Annotated in this window: 19 protein-coding genes; 7 read left to right on the top strand and 12 right to left on the bottom strand. The window is 59.2% G+C overall.

The features are described from left to right. Positions 1–21: 21 nt before the first annotated feature. From J5Y17_RS01915 to J5Y17_RS01900, 4 genes are all read right to left on the bottom strand, one after another. On the bottom strand, positions 22–1,968 hold the full coding sequence (locus J5Y17_RS01915) for a MacB family efflux pump subunit (RefSeq protein WP_219783504.1): 1,947 nt from the start codon (positions 1,966–1,968) through the stop codon (positions 22–24). Position 1,969: 1 nt separating this feature from the next. Then, positions 1,970–3,136 carry an efflux RND transporter periplasmic adaptor subunit gene (locus J5Y17_RS01910; RefSeq protein WP_219783503.1) on the bottom strand — a complete coding sequence of 389 codons (1,167 nt, stop codon included), beginning with the start codon at positions 3,134–3,136 and terminating at the stop codon, positions 1,970–1,972. A gap of 154 nt (positions 3,137–3,290) precedes the next feature. Beyond that, positions 3,291–5,207 (bottom strand): elongation factor G, encoded by a 1,917-nt coding sequence (locus J5Y17_RS01905; protein WP_219783502.1) that lies wholly within the window; start codon positions 5,205–5,207, stop codon positions 3,291–3,293. Between the two features lie 115 nt (positions 5,208–5,322). Next, positions 5,323–6,219 carry a LysR family transcriptional regulator gene (locus J5Y17_RS01900; RefSeq protein WP_219783501.1) on the bottom strand — a complete coding sequence of 299 codons (897 nt, stop codon included), beginning with the start codon at positions 6,217–6,219 and terminating at the stop codon, positions 5,323–5,325. Between the two features lie 30 nt (positions 6,220–6,249). On the opposite strand from J5Y17_RS01900, the gene J5Y17_RS01895 reads away from it, so the two are divergent. The 4 genes from J5Y17_RS01895 to J5Y17_RS01880 all read left to right on the top strand — a co-directional run bounded on the left by J5Y17_RS01895 (position 6,250) and on the right by J5Y17_RS01880 (position 8,694). Further along, positions 6,250–6,420 carry a hypothetical protein gene (locus tag J5Y17_RS01895; protein ID WP_219783500.1) on the top strand — a complete coding sequence of 57 codons (171 nt, stop codon included), beginning with the start codon at positions 6,250–6,252 and terminating at the stop codon, positions 6,418–6,420. After that, positions 6,413–6,817 (top strand): DoxX family protein, encoded by a 405-nt coding sequence (locus J5Y17_RS01890; protein WP_219783499.1) that lies wholly within the window; start codon positions 6,413–6,415, stop codon positions 6,815–6,817. The genes J5Y17_RS01895 and J5Y17_RS01890 overlap by 8 nt, the downstream gene beginning before the upstream one ends. 85 nt (positions 6,818–6,902) lie before the next feature. After that, positions 6,903–7,721 (top strand): 4,5-DOPA dioxygenase extradiol, encoded by an 819-nt coding sequence (ygiD, locus tag J5Y17_RS01885; RefSeq protein ID WP_219783498.1) that lies wholly within the window; start codon positions 6,903–6,905, stop codon positions 7,719–7,721. A gap of 10 nt (positions 7,722–7,731) precedes the next feature. Then, a complete protein-coding gene (locus J5Y17_RS01880) occupies positions 7,732–8,694 on the top strand; it encodes a glutathione S-transferase family protein (RefSeq protein WP_219783497.1) in 963 nt (320 codons plus the stop codon). On the opposite strand, the gene J5Y17_RS01875 is transcribed toward J5Y17_RS01880, so the two are convergent. The 4 genes from J5Y17_RS01875 to J5Y17_RS01860 form a co-directional block, all read right to left on the bottom strand. Then, positions 8,691–9,590: a transglutaminase family protein gene (locus J5Y17_RS01875; RefSeq protein WP_219783496.1), complete on the bottom strand. Its 900-nt coding sequence runs from the start codon at positions 9,588–9,590 to the stop codon at positions 8,691–8,693. The two genes, J5Y17_RS01880 and J5Y17_RS01875, sit on opposite strands and share 4 nt — an antisense overlap. A gap of 3 nt (positions 9,591–9,593) precedes the next feature. Next, the gene (locus J5Y17_RS01870) at positions 9,594–12,014 is read right to left on the bottom strand and encodes a circularly permuted type 2 ATP-grasp protein (RefSeq protein ID WP_219783495.1); all 2,421 of its coding nucleotides are present in this window, start codon (positions 12,012–12,014) and stop codon (positions 9,594–9,596) included. A 26-nt stretch (positions 12,015–12,040) separates the two neighbouring features. Further along, positions 12,041–15,484, bottom strand: a complete 3,444-nt coding sequence (locus J5Y17_RS01865) for a DUF2126 domain-containing protein (protein WP_219783494.1) — start codon at positions 15,482–15,484, stop codon at positions 12,041–12,043. A gap of 163 nt (positions 15,485–15,647) precedes the next feature. Then, positions 15,648–16,172: a hypothetical protein gene (locus J5Y17_RS01860; protein WP_219783493.1), complete on the bottom strand. Its 525-nt coding sequence runs from the start codon at positions 16,170–16,172 to the stop codon at positions 15,648–15,650. Between the two features lie 199 nt (positions 16,173–16,371). Between J5Y17_RS01860 and pncA the strand changes: the two genes are divergently transcribed. From pncA to pncB, 3 genes are all read left to right on the top strand, one after another. Next, positions 16,372–16,971: a bifunctional nicotinamidase/pyrazinamidase gene (gene pncA, locus J5Y17_RS01855; RefSeq protein ID WP_219783492.1), complete on the top strand. Its 600-nt coding sequence runs from the start codon at positions 16,372–16,374 to the stop codon at positions 16,969–16,971. A gap of 4 nt (positions 16,972–16,975) precedes the next feature. Beyond that, positions 16,976–18,235, top strand: coding sequence for a SulP family inorganic anion transporter (locus tag J5Y17_RS01850; protein ID WP_219783491.1), 1,260 nt, complete (start codon positions 16,976–16,978; stop codon positions 18,233–18,235). 108 nt (positions 18,236–18,343) lie between these two features. Continuing rightward, a complete protein-coding gene (gene pncB, locus J5Y17_RS01845; protein ID WP_219783490.1) occupies positions 18,344–19,636 on the top strand; it encodes a nicotinate phosphoribosyltransferase in 1,293 nt (430 codons plus the stop codon). Positions 19,637–19,666: 30 nt separating this feature from the next. On the opposite strand, the gene J5Y17_RS01840 is transcribed toward pncB, so the two are convergent. The 4 genes from J5Y17_RS01840 to J5Y17_RS01825 all read right to left on the bottom strand — a co-directional run bounded on the left by J5Y17_RS01840 (position 19,667) and on the right by J5Y17_RS01825 (position 22,064). Then, positions 19,667–20,185, bottom strand: coding sequence for an ImmA/IrrE family metallo-endopeptidase (locus tag J5Y17_RS01840; protein ID WP_219783489.1), 519 nt, complete (start codon positions 20,183–20,185; stop codon positions 19,667–19,669). Next, on the bottom strand, positions 20,175–20,711 hold the full coding sequence (locus J5Y17_RS01835) for a hypothetical protein (RefSeq protein ID WP_219783488.1): 537 nt from the start codon (positions 20,709–20,711) through the stop codon (positions 20,175–20,177). The genes J5Y17_RS01840 and J5Y17_RS01835 overlap by 11 nt, the downstream gene beginning before the upstream one ends. 54 nt (positions 20,712–20,765) lie before the next feature. Beyond that, positions 20,766–21,179 (bottom strand): alternative ribosome rescue aminoacyl-tRNA hydrolase ArfB, encoded by a 414-nt coding sequence (arfB, locus tag J5Y17_RS01830; RefSeq protein WP_219783487.1) that lies wholly within the window; start codon positions 21,177–21,179, stop codon positions 20,766–20,768. Positions 21,180–21,422: 243 nt separating this feature from the next. Then, positions 21,423–22,064, bottom strand: a complete 642-nt coding sequence (locus J5Y17_RS01825; protein ID WP_219783486.1) for a queuosine precursor transporter — start codon at positions 22,062–22,064, stop codon at positions 21,423–21,425.

Here is a 22,064-nt window from a genome sequence, read left to right as displayed (position 1 = left end):
TTTTAGTCAAGTTAAGAGGCCTCACTCGCGGCTGAGCGCCACCACCGGATCGAGCCGCGCCGCGTTGCGCGCCGGAAGGAAGCCGAAGGTGATGCCAATGAGAGTCGAGGACAGGAAGGCCACGACAATCGCGGTGGTCGAGAAACTGAGCCGGATACTGGAGACAAATTCCTCGATCAGATAGCCGCCCGTCAGAGCGCCCAGAATGCCCAAGACGCCCCCCACGAAACAGACCATCACCGCCTCGATTAGAAACTGGCTGACAATGTCGGAGCGCCGCGCCCCGATGGCGATGCGCACACCGATTTCCTTGGTCCTCTCTGTCACAGAGACCAGCATGATGTTCATCACGCCAATGCCCCCCACAACCAAAGAAATCACCGCGATCATCGCCACCAGATAAGTCAGCGTCTCCGTGGTCGAGGTGATGGTCTCGCGGATCGTATCGGTGTTCGACAGAAAGAAATCCTTGGTCCCGTGGCGCGAGATCAAGAGCGCCGAAATCTCCGCCTCGGCCAGCGTCATGTCGTAAGCATCCGCCACGCGCACACCGATGCTGTCGAGATTGTCCTGCCCGGAGACCCGCGCCATCGACGTGGTGTAGGGCACCCAGACGTTGAGCGACGAAGGCCCAAAGGTGGCGCCCGTCGATTGCACAATGCCGATGATGCGCACCGGGACATGGCCCAAAAGCAGCACTTCGCCCAAAGGATCGGAATTCGCGCCAAAGAAAGTCTCCTGCGTGTCGGCGTCGATCACAGCGACTTGGGCGTAGCTGTCGACATCCTCTTTGGTGAACACGGATCCAGAGACGGTTTCGTAGGAATGCACCTGAAAATAATCACCCGACACGCCATTGATCGCGGCAGAGGCCTCGGTGTTGCGATACCGCACGGTGGCCGAGGAGGACACAGCAGGCGACACGCTATCGGCCAAATCCATGAGCGCAAGAGCGGCCGCATCCGAAGGCACGAGGGTCTCTATCCGCCCCTGATCACGGGAGCCAAACCCCGACCCCGCCCGCACGGTGATCGTGTTGGTGCCCAAGGACGAGATGTTTTCCAGAACCTTTTCCTGTGATCCATTGCCCAGAGCCACGACCAGCACCACGGAAGCGATGCCGATGATAATGCCGAGCATGGTCAGAAAGGACCGCGTGCGATGGGCCAGCATGGCCTTGAGAGAGATGTTGAACGCCTCGCCCAACCGCCGCAGACCGGCGCCGAAACCGGCATGATCCGCGCTCGGGCGTGACCATTGGGCGGTTGGAACAGAGGTGTCCTCTTTGCGCGTGTCGGAAATGATCCGCCCGTCGCTGATCTCGACGATCCGATGCGCATGCGCCGCGACATTCGGGTCGTGGGTCACCATGACGATGGTGTGCCCCTTGGCGTTCAGCTCCAATAGCAGTTTGATCAGGTCTTCGCCGCTCTTTGTGTCGAGCGCGCCGGTGGGCTCATCGGCGAGGATCACCTCACCGCCATTCATCAAGGCGCGCGCAACAGAGACACGCTGTTGCTGACCGCCCGACAATTCGGACGGGCGGTGATCGAGGCGGGTGTCGAGGCCCAATTGCTCCAAGAGCGCTTTGGCGTGATCACGGCGCGCGGACCGACTGGCGCCAGCGTAGATCGCAGGCACTTCGACATTGCCGACCGCATCGAGATCGGAGAGCAATTGATAGCGTTGAAAGATAAACCCGAAATGCTCTCGTCTGAGCTGCGCCAGCTCATCAGGGCTCAGATCGCTCACATCCTTACCGTTGAATTCATACTGCCCGGCGCTCGCATGATCGAGGCAGCCGAGAATGTTCATCAGCGTCGATTTGCCGGAGCCGGAGGTGCCGATGATGGCGACCATTTCGCCGGGGTAGATGTCGATATCGACGTCACGCAAGACGGTGATGGTTTCATCACCAGCTTGGAAAGAGCGGCTGATGCCGCGGGCGGAAATAAGGGGCGCGGCCATCTTAGAACATCCCCGGAGGGCCCATGCGGGTGCTGCTGGACGCCGTTGCGGAGACGGCGCCGCCGGTAACCACCAGATCGCCTGCATTCAGGCCCGATATGATCTCTGCCGTGACCTTATTGTTCAGACCAACCTCGACCTGACGGGCTTCGCGCGTGTTGTCGCCCTCGTTGTAAATCTCGACCATATAATAGCCCTCAGGCGTGCTGCTGAGCGCCGAAGACGGCACGGTCAACACATCGGAAGCCTCGTCCAACACGATGGACACTTCGGTGGTCATCCCAATGCGCAACAGATGGTCTGGGTTATCAACCTCCAGCCGCCCGTTGTAGTAAATCGCCTCATCCGTGCTGATCGTGTCGCTGTCTTCGATCTCGGATGGGGCCGGCTCTACATCACGCACGGTGGCCTCGAACGCCTTGTCCGGCTCCCCCAAAATGGAAAACCGCACGCTTTGACCGGGCGCGACATGCACCACATCAGCCTCTGAGATCTCCGCCTTGACGATCATCTTGTCGAGATTGGCGAGTTTCACGATGGTCGGCGCATCGGTACTGGCGTTCACCGTCTGGCCCGCATCCACGACAACGGCCACGACCGTGCCTGCCATCGGCGCAGTGACTTTCGTGCGGTCCAGCGCGATTTGCGCCGTGGACACCGTCACCTCGGCACTGGATTTCTGCGCATTCAGCGCATCCAATTCCGCCTGATAGACCTCAAGCGTCGCCTCGGCCGCCTCGACATCCTCTTGCGAGGCATAGTTTTGCGTATGAAGGCTGGTGACCCGCGTCAGGCTTAACTCCGCCTGTTTGATATTGGCGCGTTTCGCGGCGATCTGCGCCTCGATATTGGCAAGGTCCGCCTGCGCCTGCAAAAGGTCGTTTTGCTGATCTTCGCTGTCGATCTGCGCGATCAAATCGCCCGCGGCCACCTGATCGCCCAAGCTAACGGCAAGCTCCTCGATCTGGCCGGAGGTGCGTGCGCCGACGCTGACCAACTGGCTCGCCTCAATCACGCCGGAGGCCAGCACGGTTTCCTGCACCGTCCCGCGTGTCGCGCGTGCGGTTTGCGGAATGACCGTATCATCCTCGCCGGAAAATTGCGTCCAGCCAACCAATCCGACCACGACAACAAGAGCGAAGCCTAAAAGACGAAACGGCGTTTTCATGGAAATCCTTTCACGGCCCGAACGGCCCGACAACATCAGCGATCAGACATGTGATACGGATGTAAACCGGCTTTCCGTCGCGACCAGATGTCAAAATGCCGCCAGGCGGATGACCCGACGGCATCTAGCAAAGCCTTTCTATGTCAGTCTGTAATCATTCCACGGCCAGCAATTGCGCCACTGGCTCAAAGGTTTCCTCGTAGTGATCAAGCTCGGCCTCATACCAAGCCGTGCCCCGTGTCGCACCACCCAAAGCCCGGAACAGTTCCGCCTCGGCAGTCGCGGGCAAGAGCGCGTTAAAGACGTCCCAACCGGAGGCCTCGGGGTGGGCCTCAAAGCCCAGAACCTGCCCCTTGAGCCCGGTGATCAGCGGCATCAGCCCGCCGGAATAGACGCTCGGCACATGGATCGCGATCTTGTCGATGGGTTGCAGCACGACGGGTTTGCAGCCCGCCAGCGCCTCGCGCACCGCCGCCTTGGCCGCCGTGCGGAAGGCATAGTCAGAACTGTCGACCGCGTGGTGTTTGCCATCTGTGAGCGTCACTTTGACATCCACGACCGGCAATCCGTTCGGCCCCTCGGCCAGCGCATCGCGCACCCCCGCCTCGACCGCCGACATGTAATTGCGCGGCACGGCGCCACCCTTGACGACCTCTTCAAAGACAAACCCTGCGCCACGGGCCAAAGGCGCCGCGTCGATCACCACATCGGCGAATTGCCCTGCGCCGCCCGATTGTTTGCGGTGACGATAATGGGTGCCCCCCGAGGTTTGAATGGTCTCACGCAGGGCGGGCGGAATCGGTTGGGTGGCGACAGTAACGCCAAAGACTTCGGTGAGCTTTTCGAGCACACGACGCTCATGAAGCTGGCCCTGGGTGGCGAGGATGGTTTTGCCGGAGAGCGGATCTTGCACGACCGCCAACCCCGGATCGATCTCCGCCAGCTTGCCCAGCGCCGTGGACAACCGCGCTTCGTCGCGCTCATTTTCGGGGCTCAGCAGCACACGGTTTTTCGGCTTATGCGGCACAGCCCAATCCGGCGTATCAATGGCACCGCTTGCGCCATAAATCGGCGCCCGGAGTGCCAAGTGATCGGTCTTCACAGTCAGAGCGATCTCACCCGGCGCCAGTTCCGCGACAGGGGTTTTCGTGTCAATGTCGACAAGCGACCCAATCGCCGCGCCCATCAGATCAGAGCCGGGCTTCAGTGTTTCGCCCACAGCACGGATCAAGACGGTTTTGCCAAGGTGTTTGATCTGATCCGCAAAGATACCGACGGCCACAGGTGTTTCGCCAAAGCGATCCGTGAGCGCCTCAACACCCGGCACCTCATGACGCAGGCTTTTCATCAGACGCGTCAGCCCGTTCGCCTTCGCCGCAGACCCAAGGAAAGCCGGGATGAGGTCGTGATGTTGCAGCACCTTGGTGGCGACTTCGTAAAGCTCATCGGACATGGGTTTCTGATCTTCGATCAATTCCTCCAAAAGGTGATCATCGAAATCGGCGAGATGTTCCAAAAGCTCGGCGCGGGCTTCCTCTTCGCGCGCGCGGGCGCTGTCAGGCATTTCGACCAGAGCAGAGCGTTCGCCCTCTTTAAAGGCCCAAGCGCGCTCAGAAATCAAATCAACCATGCCGGTGATCTCGCCGCCTTCCCGGATCGGCACTTCCCTAAGGACGATGCCGTGCGCGGAATAGGTTTGCAGAGCGGCGGCGATTTCGGCGGTGCGGTCGGTGGCGGCGTCGATCTTGTTGATAAAAATCATCGTCGGAAGGCCGGAGGCCTCCAAGAGCCGCAGGTAAGGCGCGGCCAGAACGGCGGCCTCGGCTTCGGCAGGCACACAAAGCACGGCAGCATCACTTACGGCCAGCGCAGAGCCTGCCTGCGCGAGGCCCTCGGCACCGCCCGGACAGTCGAGCATCGCCCAGTCTTGATCGAGATAATTGAACCGGGTCACTGCGGCCTCGCCGAACAGGCGCAGGCTTTGGGACTTGCCCGCATCCAGCCCGGCAAGCGCCGCCGCCAATGATGATTTGCCGGATTGTGACGGCCCGAGAATAGTGACGGTTTTCATGACATCTGTCTCCCGATCTGTTGCAAGCGCCCACATTTGCGGCCGCTGTCCGGGAGTCACTATAGGACCCGCGCGCATCTCGACCTTGGCTCAGGTCAAGTTGCGCCGGGTTTTCTCACGATTTCGCCCTCTCCCGGTAGTCTTGCACGGCGAAATCGATCAAAGCGCGGACTTTGCGCGGTAAGGTGCGGCCTTCGAGATAGACGATGCTGATCGGATGGGTGGCGCCTTTGAACTCCGGCAAAAGCTGCACAAGCCGCCCGGTTTCCAGATCGTCGCCCAAGATGAACGGCGGACAAAAGGCGATGCCCTCACCGCGCCGCGCCAGATCACGGGTCACACGGGCGCTGTTGACGGTAAAGCGCGAGGGCACCTGCACGGTCAGCTCACGCCCCTCATGGACAAACCCCCAACGCGACGGGTTCCGCCGGTTGCTGTCGATGATGCAGATGTGGCTCTGCAGGTCATCGGGATGTTTCGGCGCGTCATGATGCGCGAGATACTCGGGCGAGGCGACCACAAGAGATTGCAGCTCGCCGATTTTGCGGGACTTGAGCGCGGAGACGTCCGGCGTGCCGATGCGAAAGGCCAGATCAATGCCCTCAGAGGCGAGGTCAACAAAGGCGTCGCTTAGCCGCAAATCCAGCACCAGATCGGGATGCGGCGCGGCGAAACGGCTGAGCAAGTCCTTCACATAGACCTCCCCGAAGGTCACAGGTGCAGAGATGCGCAGCGTACCGGAATAGCCCCGCGTGTCTTCGGTGACGGCACTCAGCATGTCGTCCATCTCGTCGAGCAAAGCGGGCGCGCGGGCCAAAAGGTCCTCGCCGGAAGCGGTCAGCCCAACCCTGCGCGTGGTGCGCTGCAACAGGCGGACGCCAAGGCGCTCTTCCAGTTCGGCGACATATTTCGAGGTCAGGCGGTTGGACATGCCAAGCCGCTCAGCCGCCCCCGTGAAGGACCCGGTTTCCGCCGTCGCCACAAAGGCCCGCAAGCCGTCGATCAAATCCATATCTGCCGCCTTGCCTCCATTAAGAACAAAATGGGTAAAGTTATTCTACATCTTCGCCATTTTATTCCTGAGCCGCAAGAGGCATCTTTGGATCAACGCAAAACACAGCGCGTCAGCAAAGCGGCACAGGCCGGGACGCCACAACCGGCCTTCTTCACGGACCAGAAGAAGGCCAAGATAGATGGAGAGACCTATGATTGACCAAAAAACCGCTCCCTACGCCGCCCTGCTTCTGCGCCTAACCACGGGTGGACTGTTTCTTGCCCACGGGCTGACGAAGTTCTTCGTCTTCACCCCCGGCGGCACCGCTGGCTTTTTCGAAAGCCTTGACCTGCCCGGGTGGCTCGGCATTCTGACCATGATCGCTGAGATCGCAGGCGGTCTTGCCCTGATCCTCGGCGTCGCGACACGGCTCGTCTCTGCCGCCCTCATCTTCCCGCTTCTGGGTGCCGTGATCTTTGCCCACTGGGGCAACGGCTTTGGCTTTGCCAACACCGGCGGCGGCTGGGAATATCCGGCGATGTGGGCGATGGTTCAGGCCGCTTTGGTTCTGCTCGGCGATGGCGCCTATGCGCTCTACCCGCTCAAACGCAAATAAACACAAAGACTGTGTGAGAGCCGCGTCTTTCCCGGCGCGGCCTCGTAACCTACTCTAAGACATCAGCCTCTGAAAGGAGACGGCCATGAGCATTGCACAGCAACTTCAACGGCTCAAAGACAGCCTCAAATCTTCCGACCGGATGCCGGTGGTCTTTCTGGGTCACGGCAGCCCGATGAACGCCATCGAGGACAACGGCTATTCCCGCAGCTGGAAAAAACTGGGCGAGTCCCTGCCCCAGCCGCAGGCCATTCTCGTAGTCTCCGCACACTGGATGACTCGCGGATCGACCTTGGTGAACGTCTCGAAAATGCCGAAGACGATTCACGATTTCTATGGCTTCCCGGACGAGCTTTTCGCCCAACAGTACCCTGCCCCCGGCGCTCCTGAGGTGGCCCAAGAGGTGATCAGCCTTCTGGCCAGCCACCACGCCGAAGGCGATGACACATGGGGTCTGGATCACGGGGCATGGTCGGTGCTGAAGTTCCTCTACCCGGATGCGGATGTGCCGGTGTTCCAGCTGTCGATCGACATGACCAAGGACCTCGAACATCATCTCGAAATCGGGCAGGCGTTGGCCGATCTGCGCAACCGCGGCGTCTTGATCCTCGGCTCTGGCAACATCGTGCACAACCTGCGCGCCATGCGCTATGGCTCGACGCCCTACGACTGGGCGCTGGATTTCGACCAACTGTTCACCGACCGTCTTCAGGCGCGTGACCATAAAACGATCACGGATCGCGCCGGTCTCGGCCATCTTCTGAAAATGGCACACCCCTCGGTGGACCACTATCTTCCGGCGCTGACCATCGCGGGCGCGTCCGACGCGAAAGACGAATTGTTGTTCATGAACGACTCGATCGACATCGGCTCGGTCTCCATGCGCAGCTTTATCTACTACTAAGGAGTTTGACATGCTTGTTGACGGAACATGGTCCAAAAGCTGGGACCCGGTCCAAAAATCCGACGCCAAAGGCCGTTTCGTTCGGCAAGTGTCGAGCTTTCGCAACTGGATCACCCCGGACGGCTCTGCCGGGCCGACCGGGGAGGCCGGATACAAGGCGGAGGCCGGGCGTTACCGGCTTTACGTCGCTTTCATCTGCCCCTGGGCCTCGCGCACGCTGATCGCGCGAAAATTGAAAGGTCTCGAAGACTACATCTCCGTGACCGTAGTGAACCCGACGATGACCGATCAGGGGTGGCAATTTGGTGGCTATGATGCCGCGGACGAAGACCCGCTGTTTGGTGCCACCTATATCCACGAGCTTTACACCCGCGCCGATCCGCATGTCTCGGGCCGCGCCACGGTGCCGGTTCTTTGGGATACCAAGACGAACACCATCGTGAACAACGAGAGCGCCGACATCGTGCGTATGTTCGACACGGCGTTTGAGCACCTCGTACCCTCCGATTTGCGACTCTACCCCGACGATCTGGCAGCCGAGATCGATGCGCTCAATCCGGTGATCTACGACCAGCTGAACAACGGCGTCTACAAGGCCGGCTTTGCGACCTCGCAAGAGGCCTATGACGAAGCCGTCGCGGGCGTGTTCGAGATGCTGGACGATCTAGAGACCCGTTTGACCGGCGATTACCTCTTTGGCGACCGGATCACGGAAACCGACATTCGCACCTTCGTGACGCTGATCCGCTTTGATGCCGCCTATCACGGCGTGTTCAAATGTAACCTGAAACAGATCAAGGATTACCCGCGTCTGACGGCCTATATGGAGCGCATCTATCGCCTTCCGGGTGTGGCCGAAACGGTGAATATGGACCACATTACGCGGGGCTATTACTCGATCAAGGCCTTGAACCCCAACCGCATCCGCCCGACAGGTCCGGCGCATATCGAAGCATTGATCGCGTCCGTTTAAGCGGGCGCATCTTCGAGCGGGATGACGTCGACGGCCTGCTGGGTGCTGTGCCCACCGGCCGAGCGCACGGCGCCTTTGACCGGCGCCACATCGCCGTAATCCCGGCCATGCCCGATTGTAATATAATCCGTCCCGGCGAACTGATCGTTCGTCGGGTCGAATTCAATCCAGCCCACCTGTTTACCGACCCAGGCCCGCACCCAGGCGTGCATGGCATCGGCCCCTTCGAGCCGAGGTTGCCCGGGCGGCGGGAAGGTGCGCAGAAAACCTGAGACATAGCCTGCCGGAATGCCGATCCCCCTAAGGGCGGCGATCATAATATGGGCGAAATCCTGACAGACTCCATGCCGGTTCTCAAACGCCACCTCGGGCGGCGTGTCCACATCTGTAGCCTCTGGGTCGAAACTCATGTCACGATTGAGCGCGCGCCCGACGGCCTCGACGGCTTTGAGGGCGGTCACTCCGTCCCCCACATCCGTGATGCAGTCCCAACCATAATCCGTAATCTTTGGTGACAAAGCCACACGCGGCGAGGCCGCGAGAAAGTGATGCGGCGCATCAGGAGCCAGCGATTTCAACGCGAGAATTTCGGCACGCAACTCTTCCAAAGGCGGCGAGAGATCAAAAAGCGAAGCAGGTTCAAAGCGCTCGATTTGGGCCGTGAGCTGCATAGACATGGCATCGATCGGGTGATGCCAGGCCACCATGCTCATCTCGTTGCCGAAGAAATCCCAGCCATCTCGGCGCTCGTCGGGGCGTGGCAAGATGGTCAACAACCTCTGACGCACCTGCTGCACCCCCGCCACATTCGAGGGCAAAAGCCGCAGAATATTCCGCGCCCGGTCCGAGGCCGCATCATAGCTATAATCGATGGTCAGGCTGATCTCATACAGCATTGCTCACCTCAGATAGATCGTAGAGACCAGATCGGACACATGCGCCAGATCGGCCCGAACGCCCAAGAGATACTCCGTCGTCACCTCTTCTGGACGGGCACAGGTCAGCCGCGCCTCCAAAGGCAGGATCGCGCGCAGCAACTCCGACGGACGACCATGCAGTTCCGCCTGCGGCAAGGCCTCGGCATGTTTGCGCATCTCGCGGATCAGGAACAGGATCGCTCGCGGGTTGTCGGCATCGAGTGCCAAAAGATCGACCACGGCATTGCGGCTGGTCTCCACACGGTAGCGGCGTTGATGCGTGATGATGGAGTCGCCCACTTCGACCGCCAAATCGAGCGAACCTTCGGGCGCCGCACTGTCGGCAAATTCCGCCAGCAAAGCCGCCATCGCATCGGCGCGCTCCAACTCCCGCCCAAGGCTCAGGAATCGCCACCCTGCAGAGCGATACATGTTCTCATGCACAAGCCCGGTGATGCCCGCAATCTTGCGGATCAAGACAGAGGTCGCCCGCGCGCAATCGTCACCGGGCTGCGCCGTCGCCGTCATCCGCATCGCGGTTTGCAACAGATCATTGAGCGCCGACAGGCCATCGGCAGAAAACCGGTCTCGCACCTTTGTGGCACAGCCGCGCGCAGCGATGATCCGCCCGATGAGGGCCTCAGGCAACGTCTGTTTCAGGTCGATCCCAAAGCCCAAAAGGTAATCTCGCAGCGCCTTCAAGCGCGGATCATTGCGGTTGTCCGTCGCCGCCAGACGAAGGTGATAGGCCCGCACCAATCGCGCGGCATCCTCAAACCGCTCCACATAACGGCCGAGCCAATAGAGGTTGTCCGCCGCACGCGACGGCAAAAGTCCGGGGCTGGTGCGCAGATAGGAGACGCCGTCCTCTTGTCGCGGTCCGGTTCTCGCCAAAGGCCGGTCGGAAACGACCCACACATCGGCCACAGACCCGCCGCGCTGCATCGCAAGCGCAGTCGCATCCCCAGAGCGGCCAATCCGAGCATAGCCGCCCTTCATGAATTGCCAGCCGATGGGCGTGCGCGCGGCAAAGACCCGCACGGTCATCGGACGCGGCACCACGGTGCCACCCTCCTCGCTGTCTTCCCATGCTGGCGTCGTCGAGAGCGTGACAGCCTCTTGCCCGACCAGCTTTTCGCCCTCGCGGTCGAGCCAATCCGCGATCGAGCCCATCGCCCTGCCACGGAACTCCCCGCCCAGCGCCGTGGTCGCGCCAAGATCAAATGGCAGATCCACCGCATGGGCCGGGCTGATCAGCATGTTCTGAGCGTTGCCGTGGACATAAGCGCGCTCCGTCGCGCCGCCGCACCACCAAGTCGCAATGTTGGGCAGCTTGAGCCTCTCGCCCATCAGCACCTCGCTGATCCGAGGCAGAAACGCCATCATTGCACGCATTTCCAGAACGCCGGAACCAAGCGCATTGGCCATCGCCAGATGACCCGTCCGCACTGCTTCCATCAGCCCCGGAGTGCCGATCTGTGAACGTGCGTTGAATTCCAGCGGATCGGCAAAGCTCGCGTCGATCCTGCGCCACAGCATCCCCAGAGGCCGTAGGCCATCAATGGTGCGCACCATGGCCTCGCCGTTTTCGACGACGATGTCCTCACCTTCGAGCAGCATCATGCCAAGGTAGCGCGCGATGTAGGTGTGTTCGTAATAGGTGTCGTTCGACGGCCCCGGCGTCAGGATCCCGGCAACGTGCGGATGTTTGAAGGACGCGCTCGCAAGGTCTTCCATAGAATCCCGGAACGCGCTGAAGAACCCCGCGAGTTTGTGAATGTGCGCGCGCGGGAAGCGCTCAGGAAAAATCCGCCCCGTTGCCATGCGGTTCTCAAGCGCAAAGCCTGCCCCTGAGGGCGCCTGCGTCCGGTCACCCAGAACGAACCAAGAGCCATCGGGAGAGCGGCCAATCTCGAAGGCCAGAAAATGCAGGTAATGCCCGCCCTTCGGCTGAACCCCCACCATCGGGCGCAGCCATTGCGGCGAGCGTGCGATCAGTTCGGCCGGCAGATGCCCGTCACTGACCAGTTGCGCTGGCCCATAAAGATCGGCCATGACGCGCTCCAACAAGTCCGCGCGTTGGGACAGGCCCGCACAGATGTGCTCCCATTCCAGCTCATGCAGGATCACGGGAATATGGCTCAACGGCCAAGCGCGCTCGGTCAGCGGATCGTTGGAATATTGCCGAAAAAACACGCCCGCATCGCGCAGATATTGATCGCCTCGCTCAAAGCGCGCGCGAATTTCTTCGGGTGAAAGCCGCGAGAACCGATCGACAAAGCGCCGCCACACAGGCCGCATCTGGCCTGTGGCGTCAAAAAGCTCGTCGGCCACATCCGGGCTTTGCTGATAGTCTGCAAAGAGATCCGGATGAGCGGAACCTGAGATCAGGCGCTGCGACATTGTGGTTTCGTTTTCCTTGGTGCTGTTCAGACAAGCCCAATGGGCCGTCTGAGGTCAAGCGTCAAGGGAAACTCCGGGTGTGGCACTTCTGTTCCGGGTGTATAGCTTCCCGGGGTGTGACCATAGGGTTCAAACCGCGCCAAACGCCGGGCTTCGGCCTCGTTGCCGTTCACCGGGAAAGTGTCGTAATTCCGCCCGCCCGGATGCGCCACATGATAGGTGCAACCGGCGATGGGCCGGCCTGTCCAGTCGTCATAGATGTCGAAATGCAAAGGCGCATTAACCGGCAAAACCGGGTGCAGCGCCTCTGGCGGTTGCCAAGCCTTGAACCGGACACCGGCGACGGACACACCCGAGGTTTGGGTTTTCGCCAAGGGGATCGGCCTTTGGTTGCACATGATCCGGTAGCGATCCTGATGCAGTGTCGTCATCTTGACCTGTAGCCGCTCGACCGAACTGTCGGTGTAGCGCACCGTACCGCCAATCGCACCGGTTTCGCCCAGAACATGCCAGGGCTCCAGCGCTTGTCGCACCTCAAGATGCACACCTTCGGCCTCAATCTGACCGCAGAACGGGAATCGGAATTCAGCCTGCGCCTTGAACCATTCTGGGTCCATGTCGAAGCCATGATGTTTGAGATCCGCAAGGAGCGAAAGCAGGTCTTCCCACAGATAGTGCGGCAACATGAAACGGTCGTGCAGCACGGTGCCCCAGCGCACCGGCTTGCCCTCAACGGGCGCGTTCCAACAGCGCGCGATGATAGCCCTGAGCAAGAGCTGTTGCGCGAGAGACATGCGCGGGTCCGGCGGCATCTCGAAGCCGCGGAATTCGACCAACCCCAGACGCCCGGTCGGGCCATCAGGAGAGAACAGCTTGTCGATGCAAATCTCCGCCCGGTGGGTGTTACCCGTGACATCCGTGAGCATGTTTCTAAGCAGACGGTCGACCAACCACGCGGGCGGCACAGCGGCCTCCGAGGGAGGCTTGATCTGCGACAGGGCGATTTCCAGCTCATAAAGCGTGTCGTGCCGCGCTTCGTCGATGCGCGGGGCTTGCGAGGTCGGCCCGATGAAGAGGCCCGAGAACAGATAGGACAGCGACGGGTGGCGTTGCCAGATCAGGATCAGCGACTTCAAGAGATCGGGCCGCCGCAAAAAGGGCGAGTCCGACGGGGTCGCACCGCCGACCACAACGTGGTTGCCGCCGCCCGTGCCAGTATGCCGCCCGTCGATCATGAATTTGTCAGCGCCCAGACGCGACTGACGCGCCTCTTCGTAGATCGCTTCGGTCGTCGCAACACAATCGTCCCAGCTGTGCGCCGGGTGGATGTTCACCTCGATCACGCCGGGATCGGGGGCGACGCGGATCACGTTCAGACGCGGGTCATGGGGCGGGGAATAGCCCTCGATATGGATCGGCAGGCCAAGCTCCTCGGCCGTGGTCTCCGCAGTGGCGATCAAGTCGAGATAATCTTCAAGCGTTTCGCACGGCGGCATGAAGAGGCACAGACGCCCATCGCGTGGCTCGATGGTGATCGCGGTACGGACCTGACCGCCCGCCGGATCAACGCCTTGAGCCATGATCTTTTGCCGCTCGGTCTCATCGCCGGACACTTCGGATACAGGCTGACTATGCTCTTTTGATGTTTTTGGCAGAATATCTGCGCGTTCCTTGGCTTCTTTTGCCTCGCGCTCCGCTTCCTCTTTTTCCAACCGGTCGACTTCGGCGCGGAATTTCTTGCGCCGTTCGTCCATGGCTGCATGAAAATCCGGCAGCGGTGCGTGGTCCATCATCGGGTCCGCCGGGTAGGAATAGGGATAGGCCGAGGGCGCAATATAGGGCAGCGCATTGAGCGGCAGGCGGAAGCCCACAGGGCTATCACCGGGGATCAGGAACAAATGCCCGCGCCGGGTTTTCCAAACTTCCGAAAGCCAACTTGATCCGGCTTTCGACTGCCATCTCTGGATCGGGAGGACATAGCCCGAGGGCTCCGTCAAACCACGCGAAAAGACGCGGGCAAAGCGCGCGCGATCTTCGGGGTTTTTGAGTTTCGAATTCTCGGGTGTGACGTTTTCCGGCAGGAGAGACTCCTTCAAAATCCACTCGCCGGGGTCTTCAAAGGCGGGCTGCGCGCAGATCGGATCGACACCCAAATTCTCGGCGAATTTCGTCATGAAATCCCCGGCATCCTTCGGCGTGGCGGGCGAGGGGGTGTCCTCTTTCGCGATCAGATCGGGGTTCTTCCACACAGGTTTTCCGTCATGCCGCCAATAGAGCGAAAAGGTCCAGCGCGGCAGGCTTTCGCCCGGATACCATTTGCCCTGCCCGTAATGCAGAAAGCCTCCCGGCGCGAAACGGGTTTGCAGACGCCGGATCAACTGATCGGCAAGCGCCCGTTTTTGCGGTCCGACAGCGGCAGTGTTCCATTCATCGCTCTCGAAGTCGTCGATCGACACGAACGTCGGCTCGCCGCCCATGGTCAGACGCACATCGCCCTCTTTGAGCGCCTCGTCCACCTTATGACCCAGCGCGTTGAGCCGGTCCCAGCTTTCCTCGGAGAAAGGTTTCGTGATGCGGGGATGTTCGGCAACGCGTTTGACCTGCATGTCGAAATCAAACGACACCTCCGGCGTGCCGACCGAAGAGAACCCGCCCGCAATCGGTGCGGCGTTTTGGTAATGCGGGGTGGCAGCCAACGGGATGTGGCTTTCGCCGGTCAAAAGCCCGGAGGTTGGGTCCAGCCCGATCCAGCCCGCGCCGGGTAGGAAGACCTCGCACCAAGCATGTAGATCTGTGAAATCATGATCGGTCCCAGACGGCCCATCTAGCGCTTCGAGGTCAGGTTTGAGCTGGATGAGATAGCCGGAGACAAAGCGTGCGGCGAAGCCTAGGTGACGCAGCACCTGCACCAAGAGCCACGAGCTATCTCGACAGGAACCGGATTTTTTCGAGAGCGTTTCATCGGGCGTCTGCACCCCCGGCTCCATGCGGATCGTATAATCGACATAGTCCGAAATCCGAGCGTTGAGGCCGACGAGAAAATCGACCGTGCGGGTTTCCTTGAAATCAATCGAGCCCACAAATTGCGCCAAAAGCGGGCCTTCAGGTTCAGGTGTGCGATAAATCACCAGATCGTCTTTCAACTCCGGCGGATACTCGAACGGCCAATGTTCGGCACTTTCCTCTACGAAGAAATCGAACGGGTTGTAGACGGTCATATCGGCCACCAGATCGACCTCGATCTTGAATTCGCGCACCGGCTCCGGGAAGACGAAACGCGATTGCCAGTTGCCATAGGGGTCTTGTTGATGGTTCACGAAATGACCCGAGGGCGTGACCTTGAGTGAGTGCGAAATCACCCGCGTGCGCGAATGTGGCGCCGGTCGCAGGCGGATGATTTGTGGCCCAAGCTCGACATTGCGGTCGTATTTGTAATGGGTGACGTGGTGGATCGATGCGTAAATCGCCATGGCTCTGACTGCGCCCTTTTCCCTGATCTTCACCTACAGGTTATAAGGGCTGTTTCAGAGCTTCACGGGCAAAAAGGCCGCACGCTCATAAATGCGGCCTCACTTTGGGCAAATCGCCCGTTTTTTCATCGCCCGCACCAATTCCAGCCCCCGAAGGCCGCATTCAAGGGCATTGAGCGACCCCGTGTCGGATCAGCTCGCTGCCTTTGACACGCGCCGGGTTGCCGCTTCGATAGCGTCCGGTCTGCATGTACCAGCTCCGCAGGAAGCTTGGGTAATGATGAGCGATCACTTTTGACCATTGGTCAAATTCCAAAGGTGTGAGCTTCGAGAAAAACCGATATGGCCCATGAAACGCGAATGACGTCTCCGGCGTCACACAAACGGAGTTGGCCCCTAAAAACATCGTGCAACTGGACATGCAGACGCTGCCCCGTATTTCCACAGTTTGGCCAAGGCGGTTGATTTTCTGAATCTCCGCCTTCCGCTTGCGCACACTGCCGCCATAATCGTTTGAGATAACGATTGTGGCCCCCGGCTGCTGCGATCCCGGCTTGGCAGCTTCCACGCTTGAGGCACCGCCCATGGCTAGCGTCCACGCCAAACACACTAAAAGAACCGGACGACGTAGATTGCAGGCCTCCAGCGCACACGCCGAAAGCGTGCGCAGAAAATTTAAGACTGTCATGATTTCACCCCACGTGAAGAGGCTTTCTCGCCTCAGACCACCGACCCCAATCGGCTCACACAGAAGTAAAGCAGGCAAAGGCTAAGAAAGCGTTGAGCCCTCGCGTCATTTTGAGAGAAATGCTGAATATCTCACATTGACGACCGCACCTTGCCCGAAACTCGCCACCGCGCTACCACTTTGGCAAAGGAGACCTCCCATGCGCGCAGCCAACGAAGCCCTCATCGTCATCGACATCCAGAATGACTTCTGCCCCGGCGGCGCGCTGGCAGTGACGGGAGGCGATGAGATTGTGCCGGGGGTCAATGCGCTGATGGCGGACTTCGCCTCCGTGATCCTGACGCAGGATTGGCACCCGGCTGGGCACAGTTCCTTTGCCAGCACACATGATGCCGCACCCTTTTCGGCCACTGAAATGCCCTATGGCACGCAGGTGCTTTGGCCCGACCATTGCATACAAGGCTCCGATGGCGCCGCATTCCACAAGAACCTCGTGACCACGGGCGACCTGATCATCCGCAAAGGGTTCAACCCGCTGATCGACAGCTACTCGGCATTTTTCGAGAATGATCATGTCACCCCGACCGGGCTTGAGGGCTACCTGCGCACCCGCGGGATCGACACGCTCACTTTGGTGGGGCTGGCGACGGATTTCTGTGTGAATTTCTCCGCTGTGGATGCCGCCAAACTTGGTTTCAAGGTCACCGTGCGCACAGATCTGTGTCGCGCGATTGACATGGATGGCTCTCTGGCAGCGGCACTCAGTGGGATGACCGCGGCCGGGGTCGAGGTCCTTTAGGGCCATGACGCCCAAACTTTTCACCACGCTGAAAACCTACACGCGGGCCGAATTTGGCTCTGATCTCTTTGCGGGGATCACTGTTGCCCTCGTCGCCCTGCCACTTTCCATTGCGATTGCCATCGCTTCGGGTGCCGCGCCCGCCGTGGGGTTCGTCACGGCCATTGTTGCGGGATTTCTGATCTCCGCTTTGGGCGGCAGCCGGGTGCAAATTGGCGGGCCCACTGGTGCGTTCATCGTTGTTGTTGCAGGCGTCATCGCCACACATGGTTATACCGGTCTCGTCGCCGCCACCTTCCTCGCCGGGATTATCCTCATCATTGCCGGATTGCTCCGCGCCGGGCAGTTGGTGCGCCATGTGCCCGAAGCGGTGATCAATGGCTTTACCATCGGGATCGGCGTGATCATCGGGACAAGCCAACTGGCCGATCTCTTCGGTCTTACCGGCCCCTTCCCCGCCGATTTCCTCGAGAAAATTCCCGCGCTGATCGAGGCCTTGCCCGACCTCAGCCCCGCGTCTTTTGGAATTGGCCTCTCCACTATGGTTCTGATCGTTGCCTTACGCCGAGCTTTTCCGCGCCTGCCGGGGCTGATCGTCGCCGTGGCGCTGACGTCCGCCGCGGTGGCGCTTTTCGATCTACCGGTTGAGACCATTCGCTCGCGGTTTGGCGAGCTGCCACAAAGCCTACCCGCACCGCATCTGCCGGAATTGAGCTTTGCGACCCTGCGAGAACTGTTGCCCTCCGCGCTTGTCATTGCCTTTCTCGCCGGTGTCGAGTCCCTCCTCTCGGCCATGGTCGCGGACCGGATGATCGGTGGGCGTCACCGCTCCAACGCAGAACTGATGGCACAGGGCTGGGCCAATATCGGGTCTTCTCTGTTTGGCGGCCTGCCTGCCACCGGCGCGATTGCCCGCACCGCGACCAACGTGCGCGCAGGCGGCAAGACCCCGGTCGCCGGGATCGTGCATGCCGTGACGCTTTTGGCGATCATGATGCTGGCCGCGCCGCTGGCGGGCTATCTCGCGCTTCCTGCGCTCTCGGGCCTTTTGCTTTTGACGGCTTGGAATATGTCCGAACCGCATCGCTGGGGCGAATATCTGCGCGGGCGGCGGTCTGATCTTGTGCTCTTGCTGATCACCCTCGCCCTGACTGTGATCACAGACCTCACGGTCGCTATCGGCACGGGGATCGCGCTTGGCTTGGCTCTGCGTCTGTCGCGCCGTGGCACGGACAATCCTGATTGGAATCCGCGCGACAAATGACAAGGGGCGCCAGCCTGTGATCACAAACTCCTTTCTTACGCCTTTTCCTTGCCAAACCCTTGTCCCCCCTGCTTTAACAAGGCGGTCATAGGAAGAGGGACCGCCCAAATGGTCGATATCGCAACCCGCGTCTACAATCATAAATGGAAGATCGACCCGATCGTCCGCTCCCTGATCGACACGGATTTCTACAAGCTGCTGATGTGCCAATCGGTGTTCCGCAATCGTCCGGACACCACGGTCACCTTCTCTCTCATCAACCGCTCGAAAGACATCCGCCTGGCCGAGATGATCGATGAGGGCGAGTTGCGAGAACAGCTTGACCATGTGCGGTCCCTATCCCTGAAACGTGGCGAGAGCACTTGGATGCGCGGCAACACGTTTTACGGTAAACGCCAGATGTTCCGCCCGGATTTCATGGAGTGGTTCGAAAACCTGCGCCTTCCGGCCTATCAGCTCGAAAAGCGGGACGGGCAATATGAGCTGACCTTTGAGGGCAGCTGGCCCGAGGTGATGCTCTGGGAAATTCCCGCTTTGTCGATCCTGATGGAGCTACGGTCGCGCGCCGTGCTTGACCCAATGAAGAAATTCGAGCTTCAGGTGCTCTACGCCCGCGCGATGACCAAGCTTTGGGAAAAGGTGAAACAGTTGCAGCCGCTCGACGGGCTCAAGATCGCCGATTTCGGCACCCGTCGCCGGCACTCCTACCTCTGGCAGGATTGGTGCGTTCAGGCCATGGTCGAGGGGCTTGGCAGCAAATTCACCGGCACCTCAAATTGCCACATCGCCATGAAGCGCGATCTGGAAGCGGTGGGCACCAACGCGCATGAATTGCCCATGGTCTATTCCGCCTTGGCCAAAGACGATGCCGCACTCGCCGCCGCGCCCTATGATGTGCTGCGCGACTGGCACGAGGAGCACTCCGGCAATCTTCGGATCATCCTGCCGGACACGTATGGCACCAAAGGCTTTCTGGACCGCGCCCCCGATTGGCTCGCGGGCTGGACCGGCATCCGCATCGACTCCGGCGATCCCGCGACCGGTGCTGAGGTGGCGATTGACTGGTGGAAAGCGCGTGGCGAAGACCCGACCAAAAAGCTCGTCATCTTCTCGGACGGCTTGGACACGGACAAAATCATCGAGTTGCACAATCAGTTCAAAGGCCGGGTGAAGACCTCCTTCGGCTGGGGCACTCTGCTCACCAACGACTTCCGCGGCCTGACCCCGGACGACGCGCTGGCGCCGTTTTCACTGGTCTGCAAAGCAATCTCTGCGAATGGCAATCCGACGGTGAAGCTGTCTGATAATCCGAAGAAAGCGATGGGGCCGGCGGAAGAGGTCGAGCGCTATAAGCGGGTGTTTGGGGTTGGGGAGCAGGAGGAAATGGAGGTTGTGGTTTAATCACTTAAAAGCAAATTTGATGATTTGCTTTTAAGGAATAACTCCCACTTTATCTGCGTCAATTATGTATCCGAGTGCTTGAAGCCGTATATTCATTGCCTGCTTGGAAACCTGAAATTTTTTTGCGAGTTCAGAAATGGAATCGCCGACACCAACACACTCTATGATCTTACTTTTAGGCATCAACAACCGTGCAGCAAATTGATTTGCTTCGGTTTCTTCCGTTGCAGATATCATTTCATTATAAAATTCGCCAAAGGGTTCACTACGGTACGCAACGCTGTCATCCACACCCTCGCCGATTAAATGCGCATGCAAAAGATAATGGCCAAGCTCATGCGCCATAGTAAATCTCTGGCGGAAATAATGATCTGATTTATTTGCAGATATTTCAAACTTGTTCGCAGGCAAACGTTTTAACTGCCCAGATATCTGGTCATCAAGATCAGCCTTTTTATTCAAGGCAATACCCATTGAGCGAATAATCGCTTCAATGTTGACCGGTGGCCCAAGATGTTTAGCCGCTATGTCTCGAAAATTAGAGTTCATCATTTTTCATCGATTCAGCAATAGAGTCTGCGGTTTTTCCATCGATTCCATCTTTATTGTGCGATATGCGCTTTTCCACTTCATTTGCAAGTGTCAATACAATCCTATCATTTAAAATGGACTTTTCTACTAGCTCTGTCGTAATCAGTTGAGATTTCTTCTTATCAAGCCATTCAACGGCTTCATCAGCTGCGGCATCTTTCGCAGCGCCCCTGATGAGAAAAAAGCTACCTAGCGCAGCAGAAGCCAAAACAACTCCCAGCACAGTTAAGGAAAGACTGACGATATCTAATCTGCCCATTTGACCAGCAGTTGCCAGTGCATTTCCTGCCAATTCTCCCAACTCACATATCTGGAACACTTCAATAGATTGAGCAAACTGCGAACAATCATCTCTGTTTTTTTGGAAAGGACCGACCAAAATAACGAAAGAAAACAATATAAGCCACAGGACATGAATACCCAAAGAAACGTAAATAGCTCCAACTAAGAAACCTCGTTTAGAGCTTGCCGAATTATCCGTCACATTTCATTCCTTAAAAATACTTAATACATTTAAAGCACAAGCATAACACTTGATCTATACCTTCCCCCGCAACTTCTTAACCTCCCCCCGTTCCTTCTTCGCCTTGATCCGCCGTTCCACACTGCCCTTCGTCGGTTTCGTCTTGATCCGGCGTTTCGGCTTTTCCGTGGCTTTCCGCACCAGCTCCGCCAGTCGTTCCCGCGCGATCTCTCTGTTCCGCGCCTGCGAGCGGGTTTCTTCGACCTGAATGACGACGGCACCTTCCTTAGTCCAGCGGCGTCCAGCCAGACGGCGCAGGCGGTTCTTCACGGGTTCGGGCAAATTAGGCGAGCGGGCGGCTTCGAACCGGAGCTCGACCGCCGTCGAGACCTTGTTCACGTTCTGCCCGCCGGGACCGGACGAGCGGATGAATTGCTCGGTCAGTTCCCAATCGGCGATGGTGATTTGATCTGTGACGGTCAGGGGCATGGTGAACAGATACCGCAAAAGGAAAAGGGCTGCCAGATAGAGCAGCCCTCCGAGATCTCAGGAGATGGGGTCAGTTAGGACACCCAATCAGGAGTGTTTCACACTAGATTTTTCCTCTAGGTGGCGGCCCCCCCGACTGTCTTGACCTCGCTCTCCAACATCACTCTAGACACTGGACCACCTCCTTTCGATGAATTGCCGATAAGATGATGGTGCCACAGATTTGGTATATAGCAAGTAAATTTATACCATACGTGCCGTGAGGCGCCCAACAATTAGGCGGAAAGGCACGAGAGCGATCAATGCGAGAGCGAATTTTAGACCCCAATCGGCCACAGCGAGCGAAATCCAGAGCGGAACCGGTTGACCGACCAAGAGGAAGGGCACGGCGTCCCAGGCCCAGGACACTTCCATATCGGCATTCTCGCCAAAGACAGTGATGCTTTGCGAAAACGCGATGGTGAAGAAAATCGCGGTGTCGAGCGCAGAGCCGACGAGCGACGAAGTGAAAGGTGCTTTCCACCACGAGCCATCGCGCATCCGGTTGAAGACGAAGACGTCGACAAGCTGGGCGATCAGAAAGGCGGTGGCGGAGCCCACGGCGACACGCAGAGCGACGGCCTGATAGGTATAGCCATCGCCTTGCAGCGTGATTTGCGTGCCGATGAGGGAACAGACGATGCCGGCAACAAAGCCCGCGAAGATGACTTTGCGCGCGGACTGCACCCCGTACACGCGGTTCATCACATCGGTGACGAGGAAGGCGAAAGGATAGGTGAAGGCACCCCAGGTCAGCAGCCCGTCGAGGAGCAGGAATTGAACGAGGATGTTGGAGGCCACAACAATGGCGGCCATGGCAAGAATGCCAAGAAGAAGCTGTTTCAT

It is taken from the genome of Celeribacter sp. PS-C1 (assembly GCF_019429625.1).
Taxonomy (GTDB): Bacteria; Pseudomonadota; Alphaproteobacteria; order Rhodobacterales; family Rhodobacteraceae; genus Celeribacter.
This window is presented reverse-complemented; position numbering and strand designations above follow the sequence as displayed.